Source organism: uncultured Desulfosarcina sp. (assembly GCF_963664155.2).
Taxonomy (GTDB): Bacteria; Desulfobacterota; Desulfobacteria; order Desulfobacterales; family Desulfosarcinaceae; genus Desulfosarcina.
Genome location: NZ_CAXXXH010000002.1, coordinates 720,109 through 738,849, shown reverse-complemented (window position 1 = coordinate 738,849; position 18,741 = coordinate 720,109). Strand labels below are relative to the sequence as shown.

The window sequence follows — 18,741 nt, the reverse complement described above, 5'->3', positions numbered from 1 at the left end:
CGAAGGTAAAGCATAAAAACGATTCGTCACTATATTTTTATGAAACGATGAACTAAGTTAATGACGATGATTCCTCACCTGTAATGAAAACTCACTGATTGTTTCAACATATAATCCCAAAGATTGGATATTGATCGCAAGTGATTTTATTTTTTCTAAATCGTTCGCGCTATTAATATTAATTAGTGCTTCTCCTTCTGCCGATAGGTTGTCCTTCAATATTTTTCCTAATTTCATTAAATCATAATCTGCTGACGCATCGCCAATGTTTAATTCAATATAATCAGCTTTACGCCGGGAAAAATAATATTCCCACATTTTTTCGTCTAAAGGCTTTATCGGAATTTCAATACAATTTTGACAACAAGATTCCTGATTTCCCACTAAAACTCTGAGTTTACTTTTTTTTGGTGTCAAATATATAGCGGCTTTAATGTGCTTATTATTTAAATTTAATGCATTATTAAAATAATTTTCTGCAGTATTCTCATCCCCGTTATCAAGAAAAATTTCACCATGTTTGAACAATGCCCATGCCGCAAGTTCCGGTTGAACCCGTCTGTCATCTGCGATTTGCTGATATATAAGTGAACCTCTATTCGAATCACCCATTTTATCGAGTTTTAATCCGAACCAGTAATGTTTCTCGAAATCGGAATCATTTGGTGATATCTCTAATAGCAAATTTGACGATACCAATGCATTGTCGATATCATCGGATTTCATAAAAAAATCGCGTCTGGCTCTATAATATTCAGCGTCCGGACTTTCACCATCTTGTACTCTCGGAAAATGTTTTTTTTGATCAAGGTGAAACTTATTGGCCTTCTCACATTTAATAACAAGCTGTTCTATCTCATCGCAACGTTTAGTTAGATCGGAACATCGTTTCAGAAGAGAATCATAATGATTCAAATGCAGATCAGCTTCCTCGTTGTCCGAAGATAGAAGGTTCGCAAAAGCATCTTTTTTGATTTTCGCGTTGGATAATAGGTTTACATAGCGATCCAACACGTTTTCATCCGGCACATGCACCATGTCACGGATAAACGATTCAGCCTCATCTAAGGAGTAAAATCTTTGAGATGGATCGCTGTTTAAAGAGGCAAGTTTTTCATATAACTCATCTCTGCATAGCACTATTGAATTTGCAAAATATTTGCTTAAAATTGATCTTGTGGCGTGAAGATATTCAGCACAAATAATTTTTTTCCCGCGCATTACTGACTCAAAAACAACACTTGTACCGATATCGATGACAACATCGGCCCATTTTACAATGGAACCTGAATATACATTTTCTTCGATGCAGGTATAATTAGACGTTTTCCGACCCAGTTCCGGATAGCAATCCACCAGGGTTTCCCACCCTTCCCCTCTTGTGTGGGGAACAACAACCAGATAGTGGTTTTCAAACTGGGTAATCAATTTAGCAGCCCAGAAAATCTCCTCCCAAAAGATTGGATAAGCGCTATTGCGGAGAAAAAGAACAATTTTATTTCTATTCTCGGCCTCGGGGATGATGAATTTTGGAGCTAGTTTATCGATGATTTCAAGCCATTCTGAATTGTACCTCGGAGATCCAAGAACTTGGATTCGATCCGCAGGCTGGAATTCCTGATACCGAAGCCCACAATGGTGATTTGGTACGACAAGCGTATCGAACATGCCGACCGGAGAATAGACCGAAGTTGCCTCCGGGCTGATTTCGTTTGCCCGTAGCATGTTTCCGGTATGACAATGATCACCATGGGGTAGACAAACCATTGGAATTTTACGCTCTCGTGCAAAGAATGCCAACGATTTCGCCCAGAATTTCTCTTTATGCATTTTTTGATGCAACCAGTCAAAAGCGATACAGATTTTCCCTCTATCTGGCAATATACCGTCAATAAAATCTAAAATTTTAATTTTTGACCAGCCCACACTATCGGATGCCGCCAATTCAACCATCTGGAATCGGTCAAGATGACTCAGCAGGGCAATTCTGAAATCCGTTTTCGCTATGGGTATGCCCCAAGGGAAAACAGCCGTAGCGAAATGGTCATCCGCCTGCAGCCATTTCCATATGACAGGCGTTAAATGATCAATATCGTTCGGGTGGCGAAGAAAAATAATTAATGTTTGCAATTTTTATGAATGGTATTGAGAAATGAGTGTGTCGTTAATCATAAGTTCTTCAACTCGGTTACGATCCTGTTCAGTATCGACACTATATGTCCTGTTGTCAGTCGGAATGACTCTAATTTTATATCCGTGCTCCAAAATTCTTAGCATATCGACCGATTCAACAATTTCAAGGGGGGTGGGTTTCATCCTGTTAAATTCAATTAAAAAATCACGCCGAAAAGGTATGATACATACCTGCTTATAAACCGGCGGCAAATCTCCAGTGAATTTTTTTCTTGAGGGGATGGGTTCTCTGGAAAAATACAATGCATTCATGCTCTGATCCATGACGACCTTCACCTCATTTGGATCATCATGTTCTGTTTCATCTTTTAGTTCTCCGGCTAAATTGGTGATCAATACATCCTCATCCTCGAGAATCGGCTTGACTGCGTCATCGATCATCTGCGGAATTATCATGGGTTCATCCCCCTGGATCATGACCACAATATCAGCACGCTCTCTCTTCTCGGATTCTATCTTTAAAAGGGCTTCCGCAGTTCGATCTGTACAACGTTCATGGCTGTCCAATGTCATTACTGCTTTACCGCCGATTCCGGTAATATAGTCAAAGATAACCTGGTCACAGGTGGCAACATAAACTTCATCTAGTAGTTCGCTAAACCTACTTCGATAATACACATGGCCAATCATCGGTATCCCCAAAATGGATTCCATAGGCTTTCCTGGAAATCTTGTAGATGCCATACGAGCAGGTATAATTCCGTAAACTTTCATTAACCTATCCATTTATTGATAAGGTTGTTTCGAAACTATGTATGAACTAAATCAAATGCTTACGATAAAAAAAATGATTATAGTTGTTTGAAAAACGGTGGTTATCAAACATTGGGGAGCGCAATTTTACATCAAGGATTAATCCACAGTCCGAAAGCAATTGAAAAATGCGATCGTTTTTTTCTTCTTGCGTAATATCAAGCTCGACCATAATACCGTCTACATTTGAACGTTCTAGTGTGTTCCTTGCGCCAAGTAACACTTGTTCTTCGTTCCCATCCACATCAATTTTAATGTAATTGGGTGCCGGAGGCGAAAACAACTTCATAAAGGAATCTATTGTTAACCCAATTGATGCCTGTCTTCCATCAAATTGACTTTTGTTGCCATCAACTGGAACTCGATCATCGAAACTATGCAGGGCTTTGCCTATGCCAAACGCTGACAAATAAAGGCTGCCAAGGGTGTCTTTGTTTGTAAAGGCAAGACAATAAGAATTAACTGATTGCATCTTGTTCACATTAATATTCCGGTTGAGGGCATAATAATTTGAGGCTTCCGGCTCAAAAGAAAAGATTTTATGGGATTTCAGTGCGGCATAAAGTGAATATAGACCGATGTTTGCACCAATATCCCAAAAAGTTGAGCATTGTGGGAAAGTATCGATCCATTCAATCGTCTCAGGCTCTTTGGTAAAAAAAGTATCAACTCTATTTTTGCAGATATTAGAAGGGCACCAGAACTTGAGCTCACTTTCTTCAATAGGTACAAAAAACAAATCTTCTTTACGTTCTCCTTTTATTTTTTTATGTGGTTCAAGAAAGAACTGATGATATGGCATATAGATCTTCGCATGCTCACCAAAGAAAGCTTTTGCATTTTCATATGCTTCTTTTTCAAATGATGTTGGCGCAATAACGACCGCCTCATCTATATTCACCTTACTGTTGCTTTGTTTCAATGTCGGTGGGTCACAGGACGTATTGTTTTTTAGATCATTAAATACAAATTCCTTTATAAAATTGTCTGGAAAATTTGATCGACCGCCATAAATTTCTTTAAACATTCTTTTATCAGCACCATAGATATATATATGACGATAGAGTCCCTGAAATTCTTTCAGCATCTTATCAAAATAATACATCTTATTTTTTATCATTGCAATTCGTCAACCTAGGACATTCACGGCATTGCATTGGAAGCTCTTTAATCGTTTTAGAGTTTATGAATGTACGTCTGAACATCGCCATGTTTTTACTGTTGAACCCCAGGGGATCATCAAAAAAGTACCCGTATGAAGGATTTGATGGAATATGACAACAAGGTGCGAAAAAACCATCTGATCCAATTGTGACCGTACCGAATAACATACTACAATGAAATTGAGTGGTCAGTCCATAAATCTCAGGCCATTTGATATGCACTGTATATCTTTTGCTTTTTAATTTTTCTATAAACTCAATAAGTTCAGGTGTATTATATATTGGAGACAATAAGTCATTTGAAGGATCATATCGATGCATATTCCTGAATTGTATTTTATAAATGCCTAATGTTTCGGCCATTTCGATCATTTTCGGCATGATCATGTAATTGTTTGCCATTATCACACAATTATAAATTACTTTAAACTCTTTTTTAAGTTTTTTGGATTCTCGTAAAAGAAGCCTGGTATTTGATATTATTCGGTTGAAAATATCGACATTCCCGCCGCGTCGTTTCCTATAAGAGTCAGTATCGTATCCATCAACACTTATTGAAATTGAGTTGAAATTTTGAATGATTTTTAACAGGAATTTGTCAATTAAAATCCCGTTTGTCACGGTATTTTGAAGAGAAATTTCATTTTTCTGACAGAAAGAGACCAACTCCCAATATCGTTCATATAAAAAAAGTTCACCTTCAGACTGCAAAGCCACATTCTGAACATTTAAAGAATTATAATAATTGATGATTTTTACAGCCTGATTAAAAGGCAAATTTACATCTTTGTGAAAATTTCTCTTTTGCAGACGAAAAAGACAGCTTGGACATGACAGATTACATTGTCTTGTTAAATACAATCCCAAGTTCTTAGGTCTTATTCGTTGTGATTGTATTTCACAATTCATTGTTCAATATTCTGTCTTTTTGCTTTTTCAGATCTGAATAAAAATTATCGTTATCTTGATAATTTTGATCTTCATCTATTGAATCGCTAAGAAAATAATCGATACAATTAAGTAATTTTTCTTCAATTATTTTTTTATATCGTTTCATTAATTTTTCATCTTTATAATATGACTCAAACCGGTTCAAATGAGTAAGCATCCTGTTCCTTAAAGGAGAAAAACTCCATGACTCCGGATGATGTCTATATACAGACATCACCTCATCGATATAAAAAAATTTGCCCATATCGACGGCCGTCAGCATCAAATGCACATCACTTGTAATACCGTTAAATCGTTTTAATGTACTTTCAATCACTTTTTTTCGGAATAGAAATGAGGCCGTAGGCGCCTGTGATTTAAACCCTGAATTGACAATGCCTTTTTCCATTACTATATGATCAGAATTAACTACTTGATGAAAATGTGGTCGTTCCTTGCAGCTTTGCATTACTATTTTTCCATCTTCGTCAAGGATTTTAGCATCATGGCAACAACCGCTATAATTTTTATTTTTTTCCATTAAATCAACTTGCTTCTGTAACTTTGAGGTATCTATCCAATAATCATCCCCTTCACAGAAAGAAATATATTTTGAACCACTTGCCAAACCTCTGTGATATAGAAAACTGATAATCTTACTTTTTGTGTTTTCAAGTGCAAAGATTAATTCGATTTGTTTTGGAAATTTTATTTGATAATCAATGCAAATTGTTAAAGTTTCATCGTTTGAACAATCGTCTGAAATGCAGAGTTGGATTGGAAATTTTGTTTTTTGCGATAAAACCCCTTCAATGGCCTTTGGAATAAATTCTGAATGGTTATATGTTGGCATTAGAATGCAAACTTCAGGGCGTTGGCCTGTCGCTTCAAGTAATTGAAAATGCTTTTCATCAAAACAAAATAAAGAGGGTATATTTTTGTTTAATTCAATTGGCTCTAACATAATATTAACCAATTATATAGAAAATTAACCTTTAGTGGTAAGACGCTGCAGACCAATACTCCACAATGTATTTCCATAAATATCTTTTCTGAACTTTCTGAGCCAGGAGTTTTCAAAATAAGAAAGTAATGAAGACACACGTCTATTATACTTTCTCATAAATATAATTTTGTATTCGTTTTGTACCAACTCCTTAAATACATTGGTCGAAACACCTTTCTTGAACATATGATACGCAATATATGTTGCATCTTCGGCTTTCACTTTTCTCGGCCATATCAAATGTCTAATTAACGGTAGCATCAAAACTGAATTTGCATAACTATAAAAAAGATCCAACACATCTGAAAAAAAATTGTTTGGTCGACATTCATCTTCATGAATTGGTTCTCTTACAAAATACATAACGCCATACCGCACAAGCATATTCGAGAGGGTTATAATCACCTCTTTATAGTCAAGCAAATGATGTAAAATAGAACTCCCAATAATCAAATCATATTTTTCCATCTTCAATGCACGCAAATTTTCAACCATCACACTCGTATTAATCACTCTAAAGGAATTGCACCTTGCAGCATACCGCTGGCTAAGCATATTTGACATCTCTATCGAATGCTCAATTCCTGTGTAATCAACTTTTACGCTTGAGATTGTCAACAGCTTTCCAAGCAAATAGCCTGTACCAGCTCCAATTTCAAGAACTCGAATCACAGATTTTTTTTTTATTGTCTGAAGGCTTCGTTCTAATTCAGAATATATAGCATTGTTTTTATATTTGTTGAAATAATACCATGACGCAGCTTCATAACGATATGCGTTTCTATCATAATAGGATCTATTTTGATTATAAAAATTTTCTTTATTTAAATCCACTCACCCACTCGATAAACAGGAAAATAGTACTTTCCCCTATTTTTTAGAATATTTCGTATAAATATTTTTTGTAAGCATTCACGGGGTACTTTGAGGATCCAACTGGTCTCGCAACCCCCCGAAATCAAAGCACAAAAAATAGATCATAACTAACCGAAATAATACAAAATAAATCTAGATTTTTCTTTTTGACTATGGTAGAGTGCTTTTCATGGCACTCAAAAGACCCTTTTCGGAACTCGATTGGCAACTGACACCAGAGCCGGTGCGACAGTATATCATGGCTCTGGAACGGATGCTTTTCGATATGGAACAGCGGATTGTAGCCCACGAAAAGCGGCTGGAGAAGCTTGAGGTTCGGTCCAGCAAAAATTCTCATAACTCCAGTAAGCCGCCGTCATCCGATCCGCCCTTTAGCAGGCAAAAGAGAAAACAGAAAAAGAGTACACGTGCAAAAGGCGGTCAGAAAGGCCACAAGCCGCATCAGCGGCAGATGCTGGATCCGACCGAGAGCCATTGGTTGATGCCGACGCGCTGCGCATGCGGGCATGCGCAGTTCGATCCGCAAAAGATGCAGCCGTTTTATGCGCATCAGCATATCGAGCTACCCGAAATCGAAATGCAAATCAGCCACTATATTCTCCAGCAATGTGACTGTCCCAACTGCGGCAGGACGGTCAAGGCCGCGCTACCTTCTGACGTATCCACCGGTTATGGGCCGCGCTTTACCGCGCTTATCGGAGAATTGAGTGGGATCAAGGCCATGAGCCGCAACGACGTCAAGCAGTTGTGTGAGTCGGTTCTGGGCATCGGGATTGCCACCGGAACCATCCAGAAGCTTGTCGACCGCACGTCAAATGCGCTATTGCCGGCCTACGAACGCATCGGCCGGGTCGCCCGACGCTTTTGGTGCAACTACATCGACGAAACTTCCTGGTTTAAGGAAAACGACCTGCACTGGTTGTGGGCCATGGCCAACGAACGGGTGGCGTTTTATCGCATCGACCCGCATCGCTCCAAGGAAGCTTTCGAAAAACTGGTCCGGGATTGGGACGGGATTCTGGTCAGCGATGGTTACGGCCTATATCGAAAATGGGTTAACCGCCAAACCTGCCTGGCCCATCTGATCCGCAAAGCCGATGCCCTGGCGGAACGAAAGAAAACCGATCTTTGCCGCTTCGGAGAAATCGTCGCCGCCTGGCTGAGGCAACTGGTATCGTTTGCCAAAGAACCTCCCGACCCGGAAATGTGGTCGGATTTTTATACGTTCTTTTTGTTTACCGTCTCCGTTTGGGAGAAGGACAAGACCGACGCCGGAAAACTCGCCCGGCAGATTGTTCGCGAAATGGACAGTCTGTGGACCTTTCTCGATCACCATGGCATTGAACCGACCAACAACCGTGCCGAACGGGCACTGCGCTTTGGGGTGCTATGGCGAAAGCGCAGCCTGGGCACCCAAAGCGAAAAGGGAAACCGGTGGGTCGAAAGGATATTATCCCTGAAAGAAACCTGCCGTCTAAATGCAAAACCGACGTTCCCGTTCCTCGTGGAATGTATTACTTCCTATTTTCGAAGGTCGACGCCCAATCTCTCCTGGATTTAATTCAAACTGGAATATCCCGTGAACGCGTACGATTTTTTTCAAAATTGCGATCATGAAAGTAAACCTTCCAAGGGTATGATATTACTTTTTTTTAAGATCAAACAAAATTTATGTTCATCAGAAGCATTCATGAAATTAACTTATATTGTTTTAGTAAATTTGATATCTCTTTCCGCGAATTAAACATTAAAACATCAATAATAGACAATCTATTATAAAATTTTTTTCTGCTGCCTTGCCTGTATGATGGTAAAAGCGGTTTTACAAACAAAAGTTTAATACCATATTTGCTAAAATCATCTTTTTGATATAGTGACATGCCTCCAACCGGATTAAGGTAGTGTGTGCCGTGTAATAATTGCAACAGCTTTATAAGTTTGTGTTTGCCGCATAACTGCCAGGCATCTTCTTGATTCATTAATTGAGACGCAATATACATTTTTTTGGTCAATCCGAGGTAATTCATTACTGCCATCAAAGTTGATTCACATAAACGCGCTATATTATCCCCAGTATTGTTTAAATTTTCTTCTATAATTGCTAATATATTCGGATAGAAAGGGGCTTTTCTATACCCGGCGTCTAGTTGTTTTATGAATTTGTGCTTGAATTCTTCAAACTCAGGTGCAATCGTTCTCTGATTTATCCAGAGATCTCTGGATGCAGCAGTTAAGGGTACGGTGAAGGTATAAACACCGTTTGACTGCAAAATCCTGTTACGGTTTACCCATCCTCTTGAAATATACTGGACATTATCTAAGGAGATAAAAACGTCACAAGCAGCCATAAGATTGAAATACCCGAGGTAAGGAAAGAAATATGGCTGCATTATTGCTATTTTCATGAAAAGGATTATGGTTCCTCGCTGTTTCGTATGGGTAGATAGTTGATTGACTTACCGCACTAGTGATAATCGCTAAGCACTATGAAAGATACAGAACTCCTTCAAATGGCTCTTGGTCTGAAACCGCCCTGGCAGGTTTCGACAGCGGATTTCAACCCCGATGAAAAGCGTCTGGATATCCGCCTTGATTTTCCCAAAGGGAGCACCTTCACTTGCCCGAAATGTGGGCTATCGGGAGTCAAGGCCCACGATACCGTCGAGAAAACATGGCGGCATCTGAACTTCTTCCAGCACGAAGCGTATCTGACCGCCAGGGTTGCCAGAATCGACTGCAAAAAATGCGGCATCCGTCTGGTTGATGTGCCCTGGGCCAGACCCGGCAGCGGCTTCACGCTGTTGTTTGAAGCGATGATTATGATACTGGCCAAGGCTATGCCGGTGAAAACCGTCGCCGAGTTTGTCCGTGAGCACGATACCCGGTTATGGCGTATCTTGCATCACTATGTGGGCGAAGCGCGTAAGGCCGCCGACCACAGTCAGGTCAAGCATGTCGGCATGGACGAAACCTCAAGACGCCGCGGCCACAACTATGTCAGCCTGTTTGTCGATCTTGACGAAACCCGGGTTCTGTTCGCCACCGGCGGCAAGGATGCATCAACCGTTGATCGATTCAAAAGAGATCTCACCGACCATGGCGGCAATCCCGGCGCTATCGAGGAGATGTGCTGCGACATGTCTCCGGCGTTCATCAGCGGTGTCGAAAAACATTTTCCCGAAGCCCATATCACCTTCGATAAGTTCCATGTGCTGAAAGTCCTCAACGAAGCGGTGGACCAGGTTCGCCGGGAAGAATCCAAAGGCCGGCCGGTGCTAAAGGGCAGCCGCTATCTTTGGCTGAAGAACCCATCCAACCTCAAGGCGTCCCAGGCCGAACAGCTTGAACAATTGACGATCAAAAAGCTCAACCTCAAAACCAGCCGGGCGTACCACATCAAACTCAACTTTCAGGAATTCTACAATCAGACCGCCCGGACCGTCGAAACCTTTTTGAAGAAATGGTATTTCTGGGCAACCCACAGCCGCCTGGAGCCCATGAAAAAAGCCGCATACACCATCAAGAACCACTGGGACGGCGTCCTGCGTTGGTTTACCTCCAGGATCAATAACGGAATCCTAGAAGGGATAAACAGTCTGATTCAAGCTGCCAAAGCCAGAGCCCGAGGGTATCGAACTGAGCGAACACTTATCACCATGATTTATCTTATTGCAGGCAAACTGAAGTTCGATTTACCCACATGAAACAGCGAGGAACCAGGATTATTTGCCGATTATTTCACAAATACTGTCAACCTGGTCTATTGTCAGGTCTGTATAAAGAGGTAAACAAAGGATTTGTCTCGAAATCCTTTTTGCCACATGGAGGTTTTCAGGTGAAGCAGACGGGATATCCCTATAGCATGGAATTTCACTTAGTAACGGGAAGAAATACCTGCGGGTCATGATATTAAAACGGCGCAATTTTTTATAGAGCATGTCCCGTGTCATGCCAAATTCATTTTTATCTATTAAAACAGGAAAATAACAATAATTATACCGCTGACATTTTGGTTCATGTGGAATAATTATCGTTTTTACATTTGCAAGGTTTTTCATATAACGTTCTGCTATCCGTTTCCTTTTAATAATTTGGTTATCAATCTCCTGAAGTTGCAGCAAACCGTAGGCACATATCAGTTCATTCATCTTTCCATTGCTGCCCTGCCCCACTATGGTTACTTCATCAGCAATCCCGAAATTTTTTAAGTAGTCGATACGCTTTTTGAGTTTGCTGTTCGGAATAACAAGAGCACCACCTTCTATTGTATTAAAAACTTTCGTTGCATGAAAACTGACCATGGATAAATCACCTGCTTTAAGCAATGATGTTCCATCTGTTTGATTTACCCCAAATCCATGAGCGGCGTCGTATAAAACCTTCAACCCATGCAGATCGGCAATCTGTTGGATAGCATCAATATTACTGGGACGACCATATATATGGACCGGCATTATGGCACTTGTTGTAGATGTAATAAGCGGTTCAATTTTGTTTGGATCAATATTGAAAGAATCAGGTTCAATATCACAAAAAACCGGTTTGCAATTATTCCAGTAAATTGAATGAACTGTCGCCGGAAAAGTAAACGGGGTTGTGATAACTTCACCGCTTACCCTTAGGGCTTTCAGCCCGATTTGCAATGCGGTAGTCCCATTGCAGAAAAGACTGATATGCTCAATGTTAAGGTAGTCACAAAGCGCTTGTTCAAACTGGGCATGAAAAACGCCCATGTTGGTTAATTGCCTGCTTTCCCAGATTTTTTTTAATAGCTCTGTAAAATCTGAGAGGTCAGGCAGAGATGGCTTGGTAACAGTTATTGACATACTAATTTCCGGATCACTTTCCAATTAAATTCATTCTTCCAAATTGCAATACTCAGAAAATTAAAAAAATATTATCAAGCACATCATATAGTTTAATTCTTCCTTTTAGATAGTTTCATCTTCAACAATAGTAGCATATAGGATAGTCTCCTCACCATAGGTTGAATGATGCTCCAGGTAAAAATGATACCAGGGAAACATTTCCTTCAGGGTCAGTGGTATATTGAACATGTCCTCAAACCCGTGATAAACTGAAATGGCAAGTTTTGGCCGGAACGTTTGTATTGTCCGTGCGGCGCCAACAAGAGCTTTTCTTTCCGAACCTTCAATATCCATCTTAATAAAATCAACCGAATCCAATTTGTTATCATGCACATAATCATCGATGGTGGTTGACGTCGCAATAAGGTCCCCATCAGAACGGACCCGAGTGCCGGGTCCGTTTTTCATAGCCCGCATCGGTTGGCCAGCAGTGTCGCTAACTCCCTGGCGGCTCAGGGAGATATTTTCAATAACCCCGGGGTTCAGTCGCCGATTCATTTCAAACACAGCTGCGTTATCTTCCAAAAACTCAAATCCATATACATAGCCACCGGGTCCGACCATTTTTGCAAATAAGAGCGCAGTATCCCCCCAGCAGGAACCGCAATCAAGCACGACATCGTTCTCTGTTGGCGCAACTGTTACTCCATTACGTGAAAAAAAATATTGTCGGAAATGCATATAATTTAACGAAAAAGCTGAAGACGAAATAATCTTGAAGCGATACTCGGGCAGAAAGTACAGATTAAGTACCCATCGACCGGTGTCCACAATTGCCTTTTCTATCAGTTGCATACCGATCGGATCAGTTTCCATGCATTTTACGTATCGTTCATAGACATCGTCATGCGTATACAGCATGACATGCTCCGGGCCCAGAGATCCGTATTGCAGAAGTTCATGATAAATTTTTCTGCTTTTTTCATCTTCAAAAAGGGCAATCGCACGGGCATGTTTATCAAGGTTGTCTAACACGGCTTCCATATATCGAACATTTGCGGATTTGTGAACTTCCCCGTATTGCGATTCACCGAATCTGTATTTCGGCCAATTTCCGACATGTTGGGAAAATGAGTTTTTCAATAAATCTGAAAGGTATTTCTTTCTAAATTCGGTAGAGTTCATTTCTATGCCAAATGTATCGTTTGTTTATCCTGCAAGATCTGATAATTGCCTGAAAATTTTCCAATTAAAATCGTTGGGCCAAAACTTTGATTGCAGTATATCCATTCTATTGCGATTGCGGAAAATAATCTCGTTTTCTCTCATTAAGAAAAGACCATTAACCTTAACCTCACTTGCACATATATACGTTTTATGAATTTTGTTGTAAACGCTCCTTGCCTCATCGTAGAAACGTTTCTCTTCGAGGGCAATTCCTGTGAGCACCAGCATCCAGATTTTATAAGGAAAAAACGGATAAGGCCAAAGGCAAGCGCAATCAGCCCATCCGTGAACAGACGTTTCCGGCAATTGATTGAGGCGAAGTGACAGGAAATCACTTAATATCGAGCAAGGATTATATTTACTGTTGTACTTATAAGATTTACATTTATACCCCTTAATTGCAATGGATAAGGCACCATTAAGCTCTCTCAGATAGACAAGTGTCATGGCATATTCAAAATAGGCAATCCATAACCAATGTAGTGCTCCAATATCGTTTTCTACCGCTTTCTGATAACATTTAATCGATTCATCGATTCTTCCCAATGACCGCAGCGTATTCCCTTTTTCTACCAAGTAAAAACATTTATGCACCAACGGAATGTCTGAAGAACCATTCAGTAGCGTTTCAATCCAAAAAGAGGCTTCATCATGTTGTCCTGTGTAATTGAACAGTTTCGCTTTCCAGAACATGTTAAGTACTGCGCTGCTATTGGAGGCGATGTCGTTATCGATGGTTGTCTTGGCTTTTTCAATATCATTCAAACAAAACTGGTTTATAGCCCTGAAAACTGAAAAGTAAGGATGATGAAACATCCCTTTCTGCTCGGCGAAATCAAATATGTTCATAGCCGATTCAAATTTGGATAAATAGATATAATAAAGGCTTAGGTCGATTAGGTGATTTTGGTTGGTTATCTCTGCAGGAGAGATACTATCGAGAATCAATTCAGCGACATCACTTTTCCCTATCAAAATAAATAGATTTGCTGTCCTGAGCTTCAATTCAATCAAACTGTACTCGTCAAAAATGTTATTTGAAGCGATAAAATCGAGTGTTTCCAGTGTTATTTCTGGTTGTTGGATATATGGAAGCAGATTGAACAGCGATTTGACATTAGCGACGTTTTGTACGTTCCGGATGAATTCGGTAGCATTAAAGTTTTCAAAGATTCTTTCTGCCTTGAGGACTTGATCATGCTCAAGAAGTGCAAGGACCAACCGAAGTCGAACCTCCCATGAGTTAGCCCCTGGAGGAATCAAGCTTATCAGTTCATAGGACGGCTGTATTGCAGGCGGCGTAGATTGGAGCAACATTGATGCAATACCGATAATACCAGTGTTGCCAATTTTAGAGGATAGAAAAAGCATTAATTTTCGTTTTTAGCTCATCACCAGTACTTTGAGTTGCAATGGCGAAATAATAATCCACTAAATCATTCACGATGCAGGAATCTTTCAATATCAGGGGGGTGGGATCTATTTTTGCATTTTCTTTTAATTGATCTTTACCTAATATACATAGGGATCCATCATAAGTATACATTTCAGGGAACTGCTGCCTGCTGTACATAGGTTCATGTTTTTTTTTATCGATGACAGTAGCACCTTTCCCGCCTAATTCCCAGGACGCATTTTCCGGTGTAAATACTTCCACGGTATCATATTCTCCTGTCCAGGAGGGTGATGTTAAAATCACGATCATTCCAGTTATTTTTACTTTGTCGAATTCCAGCAATACCTGGAATTTATTTTCAGACACATAAATTGTCCGGCATTCATCATATTGGGGACCATCCAAATTAAAAGGAATAACCTGGGCAATATAGGCACACTGTTTTATATTTGCATTATTGAAAAAAAACTTGTAATGAGAGTGTTTAACCGATATTTCAATGTATATTTTTTCATATCCCCTGGTTTTGCATGCATTCTTTTTTGATAAATCTAAATGAGAGTTATAAAAATTTTCGCCATTTTTTACCTGTTTATCAAAAGTAAAAATTATGCAACCCAGGAAATTATAAAAGGACTTGTACTGGCATGGGTAATCTTTGCAAAAAGCAAGACTGATCACACCTGACTCAGGATTACAATTTTTTAAAGAAAGAGCATTTGTAATATCATCTTTATCAAGAAGCAGATTGCGGTGATCAAGAACAAGCAACGCATCTGATTTTTTTTTACAGTAATTTTTAAAGCCTAAAGCCAAAGCCAAGGTTTGTTCAAAGGTATAAGGACGATTAATCTGTTCACATATCAATGTTTTATGAACTTCCATGCCATATTTTACAGTCAAATTACACACTGCGTCATCTCGTGAAACAACAATATAATTATTAATTTCTTTTATTTGACTGCAATTATTTAAAAAGTCGTCAATGCATTTGAGTCCACGGGATCCAGACCAGAAAGCGTTTTCTTTGATATACACTGGGAGAATGGCGGTCAGCATATCAGAAACCGAAATCAAAGAGTTTGTTTTTGATAACAGCCTCTGCCCAGTACAAATCAATGGGGGTGTCAATATCTATAAGCATACATTTATCAGTTAGAACATAATAATAATGTTTCTCTTTTTTTTGGGGTAAATATGCATGAAACAAGGAGTATGGCCTGTAGTATTTTTTCCATGCAGGGACAGGATCGTTACCAAGCAGATTAATCAATTGGCTATCTCGTTTTATGTACGTATGACAGGGATCAAAAGAAACTTCTTTTACGGTTGTAACACTGCTGTATCCTTTATAGAGAATCCCCATCATCTCATCAATAAAATCGGGAGTGCGAAATGGAGACGTGGGATAAAGACTGACATAAATGTTTTTTTTATTTTCATTACCAAGCCTGGATTTCGTATATGCAAAAACCTCTCCAAGACCTGATGTGTCAGTTGCCAGTTCTTTTGGGCGAAGAAACGGTACTTCCGCACCCCATTGTCTGGCTACTTCAGCTATTTCCTCATCATCAGTAGAGACAACAATACGGTTTATTGATTTTGCCTTCGAAGCAGCCAGAATCGAATAAGCTATTAAGGGCTTACCCCCTAAATCCGCAATGTTTTTCCGCGGTATCCCTTTCGACCCGCCACGTGCAGGTATAATGGCTATGGTTTCAAGTTGTTTTGCCATGAATATCGTTCATAAAAATAGTCAAACCAAAGTCGTTCTAGTTCTTCGTACCCCTCTTCTCCCCCTAACCATGGTTTCCCCCCAACAAAATGAATCACATGGTGATCGATCTTTTCCCAATGCTCTGGCGTTTCGCTGTAGATACGCTTGCCGGCATTGTACTTGATGTCCAGTTTCTTCCAGTTCTTGAAGTATGAGTTTAGGAACCCTTGATCGCCACCGTCGTAGGTAAATAAGGTGTCTTTTTGAGCCATCATATCTTCGTAAATGGCCCTGTCCGGCCGAATGACCATAACTCCACTGTTAAAACGATCTTCCCAGTAGGGTGTGCAGGCACAGGCAGCAAAGTCATCGGTTTCTTCAAAAAAAAGATGATCAATGCTTTTAACCACAATCAAATCGCTATCCAGATATATGATTTTTTCATAATCGTCGTAACTGAAAATGTGAAATTTGGTGTAGGTGTATGTAAAATCGTTCAAGCGGGGCTTGTTGTCGCCGATTCCGGCTTTGGCCGACACGATTTTTTTGACAGGCCTGCAGATGATGCCAAAGTCAGTGAGTCTCTTTTTGCCTTCATCTGACAGTTCACAGGTCATGGCGATAAGAGGAAAATGGGTCTTGTCCTTCAAGGATTTGTACATGCAGACAGCACCATCGACATATTTATCCCGAGCAACAAGGGTAAAATAGGCAAAATTGGGCGTTCTGGTCTGTTTCCTCTTTTTAGCGTTATTCATAGCTCCGCTTTTTCGATTACAAATCGAAGAGGCTTTGATGGTTTTCCTTCAACAAGAAATTTGGTCAACCGATCATTTTCAATAATAAGGAGAGCTGAGGAAGCTAGGCTTGGCTGGCTCAACCGTCCATTCACTGAATGGTTATAATTGATATCGTCACGTTAATCCGTGACTTTAAATTAAAATTTCCCGCATTCCGGTAGCGTCTTACCAAACGGGTTGCGTTCAGATAAACGCTTCGACTTCAGCAAAGACAGCGACTCTCAATTGGATCAGTAACTGTTTCTCAATTTGGCCAAAGATATTTTCTCACTGTCATATACTCGTTTTACACCATCTCCCATGGCCTGTTCAATCAAACGTATATCGCGAACCATCTGCGCCAGATCCTTCGGTTCAAGGGATATAGCATGATCGCTGCCCCACATGCCTCGGTCCAGGGTAATATGACGTTCCACATAACACGCACCCATTGCAACGCTTGCGATGGTGGGTAGGGTACCCGCCTCATGGCCGGAATAACCGATGGCACCGCCAAATTCATTCTTCAAAGTATGAATCATGGAAAGATTCAGTTCTTCCGGATTTCCTTTATAATCGCTGGTGGTATGCACGATCAGCAGTTTTTTAGGATCGAAAACCGAAACAGCTTTTCTAATCTCATCCATGGTCGACATCCCGGTGGACAGGATGACCGGTTTTCCCTGAACATGTATATATTTCAACAGATCGTCGTCGGTCAGACATGCTGAGGCCACTTTAAAACATGGAAGGTGGTATTGGTTCATAAAATCCACTGAAGCTTTATCCCAACAGGAAGCAAACCAGGCGATCCTTCGCTTCTGGCAATGACTCTCAATCCTATCGTAGTCTTTGGCGCCCAACTCGATGCGATGACGATATTCAAGATAGGTCATGGTTCCCCAGGGGGTGTCGCGGATGACATCACGCTGCCGTTCCGGGACACAGTGTTCAGGCGAGCGTTTCTGAAATTTGACGGCGTCACAGCCAGCTTCGACGGCAATATCGATCAAGTCCAGTGCCGTGTCCAGGGAGCCATTGTGATTGATCCCCACCTCGGCAACGATATACACGGGATGGCCTTTTCCTACTTTCCGGCGACCGATCACTATTTCGGTTCGTCCGGTATCCTTTTTGGGCGTATATGGTTTTAGCTCCGCCACAATTTTCTTTCGTTGGAATCGTTGTGTTGTCAGTTAGCCGTAGTCTTCATCAAATGTCAGACAACTTTCTTATTTTTATCTTATCGCCTGATATTGCCCTCACCTGCCTATAAATCTCTTCCTGCCGGCCGAAAGAAGTTATAATTACAGCATCCGGCCGTATTTCCCGGATATCTTCCGGCGACCTGATTTCCAGGCCGTTGAAAATGCGACCTTGTTTTGAACCATCGCTGTCCACGACGCCGATGATCACCAGCGGAGTGCGTTTGGCTGCCGCGTAAACGATTTCAGCGGTTTCCGCCACGCCGAAAAGCACGACGGTCCGAATGCCTTCGTTGTAAAAGCCCTTTAGGATATTTGATATCTCCTCCTTAACGGTGCCATACAGCCGAACGATCTCAGCTGAATAATCCAGCAGCGATTTCCTGAGCATAATGCGGCCGGCATCGGACAGATGATACTGCTGCGTACGATTGGTTTTTCCCGATACGTTGACAAAGCCTTCCTGTTTCAACCACTTGATATAGTTGTTGACCATCGAACTGCTCAAGTTGGTGTTGGCCGCGATTTTGTGTTGGCTGCCATCGGGCTCTTCGTAAATGGAAAACAGTACGGAAAGGAGCCGGGACTGTTTTGTCGGCCTGATGAACTTGAGCTGAGAGGCTTGAATCATTTGTGGGGATTCCAGACAAAATGGTAGATAGGGTCCAGATTTTCCGTTTTCCGGTTT

Annotated in this window: 17 protein-coding genes; 2 read left to right on the top strand and 15 right to left on the bottom strand. The window is 40.7% G+C overall.

All coding sequences use genetic code 11. The features are described from left to right. Positions 1 to 57: 57 nt before the first annotated feature. From ACHZBS_RS27460 to ACHZBS_RS27435, 6 genes are read right to left on the bottom strand one after another with little or no spacing between them, the layout of a single operon-like run. On the bottom strand, positions 58 to 2,130 hold the full coding sequence (locus ACHZBS_RS27460) for a hypothetical protein (protein ID WP_319409724.1): 2,073 nt from the start codon (positions 2,128 to 2,130) through the stop codon (positions 58 to 60). 3 nt (positions 2,131 to 2,133) lie between these two features. Further along, entirely contained in the window at positions 2,134 to 2,907 is a 774-nt protein-coding gene (kdsB, locus tag ACHZBS_RS27455) for a 3-deoxy-manno-octulosonate cytidylyltransferase (RefSeq protein ID WP_319409723.1), read from the bottom strand. A 46-nt stretch (positions 2,908 to 2,953) separates the two neighbouring features. Further along, positions 2,954 to 4,066, bottom strand: coding sequence for an FkbM family methyltransferase (locus ACHZBS_RS27450; protein WP_319409722.1), 1,113 nt, complete (start codon positions 4,064 to 4,066; stop codon positions 2,954 to 2,956). Then, positions 4,053 to 5,018, bottom strand: coding sequence for a radical SAM protein (locus ACHZBS_RS27445; protein WP_319409721.1), 966 nt, complete (start codon positions 5,016 to 5,018; stop codon positions 4,053 to 4,055). Before ACHZBS_RS27445 ends, ACHZBS_RS27450 begins: the two co-directional genes overlap by 14 nt. Next, positions 5,008 to 6,003 (bottom strand): glycosyltransferase, encoded by a 996-nt coding sequence (locus ACHZBS_RS27440; RefSeq protein ID WP_319409720.1) that lies wholly within the window; start codon positions 6,001 to 6,003, stop codon positions 5,008 to 5,010. The genes ACHZBS_RS27445 and ACHZBS_RS27440 overlap by 11 nt, the downstream gene beginning before the upstream one ends. A 24-nt stretch (positions 6,004 to 6,027) precedes the next feature. Beyond that, on the bottom strand, positions 6,028 to 6,879 hold the full coding sequence (locus ACHZBS_RS27435; RefSeq protein WP_319409719.1) for a class I SAM-dependent methyltransferase: 852 nt from the start codon (positions 6,877 to 6,879) through the stop codon (positions 6,028 to 6,030). Positions 6,880 to 7,090: 211 nt separating this feature from the next. Between ACHZBS_RS27435 and tnpC the strand changes: the two genes are divergently transcribed. Further along, positions 7,091 to 8,482 carry an IS66 family transposase gene (tnpC, locus tag ACHZBS_RS27430; protein WP_319404498.1) on the top strand — a complete coding sequence of 464 codons (1,392 nt, stop codon included), beginning with the start codon at positions 7,091 to 7,093 and terminating at the stop codon, positions 8,480 to 8,482. A gap of 127 nt (positions 8,483 to 8,609) precedes the next feature. Here tnpC and ACHZBS_RS27425 read toward each other — a convergent pair whose 3' ends face one another. Beyond that, positions 8,610 to 9,326, bottom strand: coding sequence for a WbqC family protein (locus tag ACHZBS_RS27425; RefSeq protein WP_319409718.1), 717 nt, complete (start codon positions 9,324 to 9,326; stop codon positions 8,610 to 8,612). 81 nt (positions 9,327 to 9,407) lie between these two features. Between ACHZBS_RS27425 and ACHZBS_RS27420 the strand changes: the two genes are divergently transcribed. Continuing rightward, on the top strand, positions 9,408 to 10,625 hold the full coding sequence (locus ACHZBS_RS27420) for an ISL3 family transposase (protein ID WP_319409717.1): 1,218 nt from the start codon (positions 9,408 to 9,410) through the stop codon (positions 10,623 to 10,625). Positions 10,626 to 10,643: 18 nt separating this feature from the next. Here ACHZBS_RS27420 and ACHZBS_RS27415 read toward each other — a convergent pair whose 3' ends face one another. From ACHZBS_RS27415 to ACHZBS_RS27380, 8 genes are all read right to left on the bottom strand, one after another. Then, a complete protein-coding gene (locus tag ACHZBS_RS27415) occupies positions 10,644 to 11,771 on the bottom strand; it encodes a DegT/DnrJ/EryC1/StrS family aminotransferase (RefSeq protein WP_319409716.1) in 1,128 nt (375 codons plus the stop codon). An 81-nt stretch (positions 11,772 to 11,852) separates the two neighbouring features. After that, positions 11,853 to 12,914: an FkbM family methyltransferase gene (locus ACHZBS_RS27410; protein WP_319409715.1), complete on the bottom strand. Its 1,062-nt coding sequence runs from the start codon at positions 12,912 to 12,914 to the stop codon at positions 11,853 to 11,855. Between the two features lie 24 nt (positions 12,915 to 12,938). Beyond that, positions 12,939 to 14,327: a hypothetical protein gene (locus ACHZBS_RS27405; protein ID WP_319409714.1), complete on the bottom strand. Its 1,389-nt coding sequence runs from the start codon at positions 14,325 to 14,327 to the stop codon at positions 12,939 to 12,941. After that, positions 14,308 to 15,411 carry a hypothetical protein gene (locus ACHZBS_RS27400; RefSeq protein WP_319409713.1) on the bottom strand — a complete coding sequence of 368 codons (1,104 nt, stop codon included), beginning with the start codon at positions 15,409 to 15,411 and terminating at the stop codon, positions 14,308 to 14,310. Before ACHZBS_RS27400 ends, ACHZBS_RS27405 begins: the two co-directional genes overlap by 20 nt. Position 15,412: 1 nt before the next feature. Then, on the bottom strand, positions 15,413 to 16,087 hold the full coding sequence (locus ACHZBS_RS27395) for an acylneuraminate cytidylyltransferase family protein (protein ID WP_319409712.1): 675 nt from the start codon (positions 16,085 to 16,087) through the stop codon (positions 15,413 to 15,415). Continuing rightward, positions 16,063 to 16,827, bottom strand: coding sequence for a glycosyltransferase (locus ACHZBS_RS27390; RefSeq protein WP_319409711.1), 765 nt, complete (start codon positions 16,825 to 16,827; stop codon positions 16,063 to 16,065). Before ACHZBS_RS27390 ends, ACHZBS_RS27395 begins: the two co-directional genes overlap by 25 nt. 272 nt (positions 16,828 to 17,099) lie before the next feature. Further along, positions 17,100 to 17,921: an N-acetylneuraminate synthase family protein gene (locus tag ACHZBS_RS27385; RefSeq protein WP_319409710.1), complete on the bottom strand. Its 822-nt coding sequence runs from the start codon at positions 17,919 to 17,921 to the stop codon at positions 17,100 to 17,102. Positions 17,922 to 18,060: 139 nt separating this feature from the next. Beyond that, positions 18,061 to 18,684: a MarR family transcriptional regulator gene (locus tag ACHZBS_RS27380; RefSeq protein ID WP_319409709.1), complete on the bottom strand. Its 624-nt coding sequence runs from the start codon at positions 18,682 to 18,684 to the stop codon at positions 18,061 to 18,063. Positions 18,685 to 18,741: the final 57 nt, after the last annotated feature.

Bases quoted from the DNA above. Each gene is read 5' to 3' on its own strand.
- ACHZBS_RS27395 (WP_319409712.1), bottom strand. From the start codon at position 16,087: ATGGCAAAACAACTTGAAACCATAGCCATTATACCTGCACGTGGCGGG.
- kdsB (WP_319409723.1), bottom strand. From the start codon at position 2,907: ATGAAAGTTTACGGAATTATACCTGCTCGTATGGCATCTACAAGATTT.
- tnpC (WP_319404498.1), top strand. From the start codon at position 7,091: ATGGCACTCAAAAGACCCTTTTCGGAACTCGATTGGCAACTGACACCA.
- ACHZBS_RS27445 (WP_319409721.1), bottom strand. From the start codon at position 5,018: ATGAATTGTGAAATACAATCACAACGAATAAGACCTAAGAACTTGGGA.
- ACHZBS_RS27440 (WP_319409720.1), bottom strand. From the start codon at position 6,003: ATGTTAGAGCCAATTGAATTAAACAAAAATATACCCTCTTTATTTTGT.
- ACHZBS_RS27405 (WP_319409714.1), bottom strand. From the start codon at position 14,327: ATGCTTTTTCTATCCTCTAAAATTGGCAACACTGGTATTATCGGTATT.
- ACHZBS_RS27420 (WP_319409717.1), top strand. From the start codon at position 9,408: ATGAAAGATACAGAACTCCTTCAAATGGCTCTTGGTCTGAAACCGCCC.
- ACHZBS_RS27450 (WP_319409722.1), bottom strand. From the start codon at position 4,066: ATGATAAAAAATAAGATGTATTATTTTGATAAGATGCTGAAAGAATTT.
- ACHZBS_RS27380 (WP_319409709.1), bottom strand. From the start codon at position 18,684: ATGATTCAAGCCTCTCAGCTCAAGTTCATCAGGCCGACAAAACAGTCC.
- ACHZBS_RS27410 (WP_319409715.1), bottom strand. From the start codon at position 12,914: ATGAACTCTACCGAATTTAGAAAGAAATACCTTTCAGATTTATTGAAA.
- ACHZBS_RS27400 (WP_319409713.1), bottom strand. From the start codon at position 15,411: ATGCTGACCGCCATTCTCCCAGTGTATATCAAAGAAAACGCTTTCTGG.
- ACHZBS_RS27425 (WP_319409718.1), bottom strand. From the start codon at position 9,326: ATGAAAATAGCAATAATGCAGCCATATTTCTTTCCTTACCTCGGGTAT.
- ACHZBS_RS27390 (WP_319409711.1), bottom strand. From the start codon at position 16,827: ATGAATAACGCTAAAAAGAGGAAACAGACCAGAACGCCCAATTTTGCC.